The organism is Enterobacter cloacae complex sp. GYL001, from assembly GCF_049237125.1.
In the GTDB taxonomy this organism is placed as follows: Bacteria; Pseudomonadota; Gammaproteobacteria; order Enterobacterales; family Enterobacteriaceae; genus Enterobacter; species Enterobacter hormaechei_C.
Genome location: NZ_JBMKGW010000043.1, coordinates 1 through 3,711 on the forward strand (window position 1 = coordinate 1; position 3,711 = coordinate 3,711).

Below are 3,711 nucleotides of genomic sequence, written 5' to 3' on the forward strand. Positions count from 1 at the left end.
GGGCGAAATGCGCCTGGTAAGCAGAGTTTTTGAAATGTAAGGCCTTTGAATAAGACAAAAGGCTGCCTCATCGCTAACTTTGCAACAGTGCCCGTTTTTCCGATGTGCCGAAATGCCCGCTTACCAGGGTGTGCAGCTCATTCAGAATATAATCATACATCTGATAATGCGCTTTCCACGGCTCCTGTGTGGCATTGACATAAAACCCGGCACCCTGGCCGAGATCGTACTCTTTATCATCCGCCACCTGACTGCCGCGCGGACTGGTATCCGGCGCGACAATCACCAGGCCGTGTTCCGCTGCGTAACGCTGTGCCCCGGCTTTGGTGATAAAATTCTGCTCGTTGCAGGTCAGCCCGGAAAGCCAGTACAGCACAGGACATTTCTCTGTTTTTGCCTGCGGCGGCAGAAACACGGAAAAAGTCATCGGCGTGCCGGTCACCGCAGAGTGGTGACGCCAGACTTCCTGGCTGCCGCCGAAACAGACGTGATGTTCAATCCGTTCCATAGTATCTCCCTGAATACGTTATCAGTAATGAATGACTGTGCGGATGGATTTGCCGTCGTGCATCAAATCAAAAGCTTCATTGATTTTATCCAGTTCCATGGTGTGCGTGACAAACGGCGCCAGCTCGATTTTGCCGCTCATGGCATCTTCCACCATTCCCGGCAACTGGGTACGCCCTTTCACGCCGCCGAACGCCGTGCCTTTCCAGACCCGGCCGGTCACCAGCTGGAACGGACGGGTTGAAATCTCTTTTCCGGCACCCGCCACCCCGATAATTACCGACTGCCCCCAGCCACGGTGCGCACTTTCCAGCGCCGACCGCATCACATTGACATTGCCGATACATTCAAAGGTATGATCCACACCCCATTTGGTCATTTCGACCAGCACCTGCTGAACAGGTTTGTCATAATCATTGGGATTAATGCAGTCTGTGGCGCCGAACTGTTTTGCCAGCTCAAACTTGGATGGATTGGTATCGATGGCAAAGATGCGCCCCGCTTTTGCCTGACGTGCGCCCTGCACCACGGCCAGCCCGATACCGCCGAGGCCGAATACCGCCACAGAATCCCCTTCCTGTACCTTCGCGGTATTGTGTACCGCGCCGATCCCGGTGGTCACGCCGCAGCCGAGCAGGCAAACCTGCTCCGCATTGGCCTGCGGATTGATTTTCGCCAGTGATACTTCCGCCACAACGGTATATTCGCTGAATGTCGAGCAGCCCATATAGTGATAGAGCGGCTGACCGTTATACGAAAAACGGCTGGTGCCGTCCGGCATCACGCCTTTGCCCTGGGTTTCGCGGACGGCAACACAGAGGTTGGTTTTACCGGAGGTACAGAAATCACACTCGCCGCACTCGGCGGTGTACAGCGGGATCACATGGTCGCCCGGTTTCACACTGGTCACGCCCTCACCGACCTCAACCACCACCCCGGCACCTTCATGGCCGAGCACCACCGGGAACAGACCTTCCGGATCATCACCGGAAAGCGTGTAGGCATCGGTATGGCATACCCCGGTGTGACTGATTTTCACCAGCACTTCACCTTTCTTCGGCGGTGCCACATCAATTTCAACAATTTCAAGGGGTAAACCCGGCCCGAAGGCGACTGCTGCGCGTGATTTCATAACGGTTCCTCTGTGTCTGAGGCTTATCATGGCAGGCGATAAGCACGAATGCCGTCCACCATACCGCACAACAGCGCTGCCTGTATAGCGCCGGTCAGCAGGTGGCCGCCACCGGTGCCGGTTTTCTGATCAGCAGACAGATTGCCAGCAGCAGACCGTACAGTGCCGTGCCAATCAGCCACACCGTACCGTCCGCACTCTGCTGTGTCTGACTGAAAATAAAAGCAAACAGCAGCGGGCCCGCCACGCCGGTCAGATTGGTCAGGCTGACCAGCACACCCTGTAGTTTTCCCTGATTTGCCGCCGATGCCCCGGCAGAGATAATGCCCTGCAATGCAGGCAGTGCAATTCCGCCGCCTGCCAGCAGGATCAGGACCGGATACACCATCCATCCGGAAGTGATAGCAGACATCAGTAAAAACGCGGTGGCATCGGCAATAAATCCGGCGAAAATAATGGTTTTCTCACTCAGCCGTTTTGCCAGCGCCCCGGCAACCACCGCCTGAAACAGTGCATGCATCGCCCCGAGTCCCGCCAGTGAAAAACCGACCGCCGCGCTGTCCCAGGCAAAGCGGCTCTCCGTAAACAATACCCAGACAGTGGCCGGGATCTGCCCGATAAGCTGCGCGGTAAAAAAGACAAACAGCAACAGCGCCAGAGGTTTAAGCAGTGTGATAAAGCTGATACCTGCGCTTTCTTGTTTCTGCTCCGCCGGTTTTTCTTCTGTCTGTACCGCCGGTTTAAAGATAAAAAAGACCATCAGAAAGGTGCAGGCATTCAGTATTGCCGCAATGACAAACGGCAGATGCGGTGAGATATCCCCCGCCAGTCCGCCGATAGCCGGCCCGGCAATCAGCCCGGCACCAAAGGCCGCACCGAGACGGCCGAACCAGGCGGTACGCTCGCTGACCGCCGTGCTGTCCGCCACTACCGAAGCCGCAACCGCGCCGGTGGCACCAGTGATCCCGGAGATAATCCGCCCGAGATACAACATCCACAGCACATTGGACAGTGCCAGCAGTGTGTAATCAAACGCGGCACCCGCCAGGGATAACAGCAGCACCGGTCTGCGCCCCAGCTTATCTGACCATCTGCCCAGCAGCGGAGCAAAACAGACCTGCATCACCGCATACAGCGCCAGCAGAATGCCGTAATGGTTTGCCACATCCGCTTCCGGGAGATATTCCCGCAGCAGTGACGGTAATACCGGCATGATCAGACCAATTCCCATCGCGTCCAGCAGTGTAATCACCAGCGCGATGACAGCGGGTTTATTCATTTTTCAGATCCTGTGTTAATTCCCTATCATTGATAGAGTTGGAATATATCTCTATCAATGATAGAGTGTCAATCTGAAAATCGGAGGAGACGGTCATGGCACGGCTGAACAGAGAATCGGTTATTGATGCGGCACTGGAACTGCTGAATGAGACAGGGATTGACGGGCTGACGACCCGCAAGCTGGCGCAGAAGCTGGGAATAGAACAGCCGACACTTTACTGGCATGTGAAAAATAAACGGGCGTTACTGGATGCGCTGGCGGTGGAGATCCTGGCGCGTCATCATGATTATTCACTGCCTGCGGCGGGGGAATCCTGGCAGTCATTTCTGCGCAATAATGCAATGAGTTTCCGCCGGGCGCTGCTGCGTTACCGTGACGGGGCAAAAGTGCACCTCGGCACCCGCCCTGATGAAAAACAGTATGATACGGTGGAAACCCAGTTACGCTTTATGACAGAAAACGGCTTTTCACTGCGCGACGGGTTATATGCGATTTCAGCGGTCAGTCATTTTACCCTTGGTGCCGTACTGGAGCAGCAGGAGCATACTGCCGCCCTGACCGACCGCCCTGCAGCACCGGACGAAAACCTGCCGCCGCTATTGCGGGAAGCGCTGCAGATTATGGACAGTGATGATGGTGAGCAGGCCTTTCTGCATGGCCTGGAGAGCCTGATCCGGGGGTTTGAGGTGCAGCTTACGGCACTGTTGCAAATAGTCGGTGGTGATAAACTTATCATCCCCTTTTGCTGATGGAGCTGCACATGAACCCATTCAAAGGCCGGCATTTTCAG

The 3,711-nt window shown here is 55.7% G+C and carries 3 protein-coding genes and 1 pseudogene; 1 reads left to right on the plus strand and 3 read right to left on the minus strand.

From position 1 onward, the window contains the following. Positions 1–85: 85 nt before the first annotated feature. The 3 genes and pseudogenes from ACOTWU_RS24985 to tet(D) form a co-directional block, all read right to left on the minus strand. A pseudogene (locus tag ACOTWU_RS24985) lies at positions 86–508 on the minus strand (alpha/beta hydrolase-fold protein); the annotation flags it as partial. A 21-nt stretch (positions 509–529) separates the two neighbouring features. Next, on the minus strand, positions 530–1,639 hold the full coding sequence (locus tag ACOTWU_RS24990; protein WP_000842134.1) for an S-(hydroxymethyl)glutathione dehydrogenase/class III alcohol dehydrogenase: 1,110 nt from the start codon (positions 1,637–1,639) through the stop codon (positions 530–532). A gap of 94 nt (positions 1,640–1,733) precedes the next feature. Next, positions 1,734–2,918, minus strand: a complete 1,185-nt coding sequence (tet(D), locus tag ACOTWU_RS24995; protein ID WP_001039466.1) for a tetracycline efflux MFS transporter Tet(D) — start codon at positions 2,916–2,918, stop codon at positions 1,734–1,736. Between the two features lie 95 nt (positions 2,919–3,013). Here tet(D) and tetR(D) point away from each other — a divergent pair, with 95 nt between their 5' ends. Beyond that, complete coding sequence (gene tetR(D), locus ACOTWU_RS25000) at positions 3,014–3,670, plus strand: tetracycline resistance transcriptional repressor TetR(D) (RefSeq protein WP_000113282.1); 657 nt, start codon at positions 3,014–3,016, stop codon at positions 3,668–3,670. Positions 3,671–3,711: the final 41 nt, after the last annotated feature.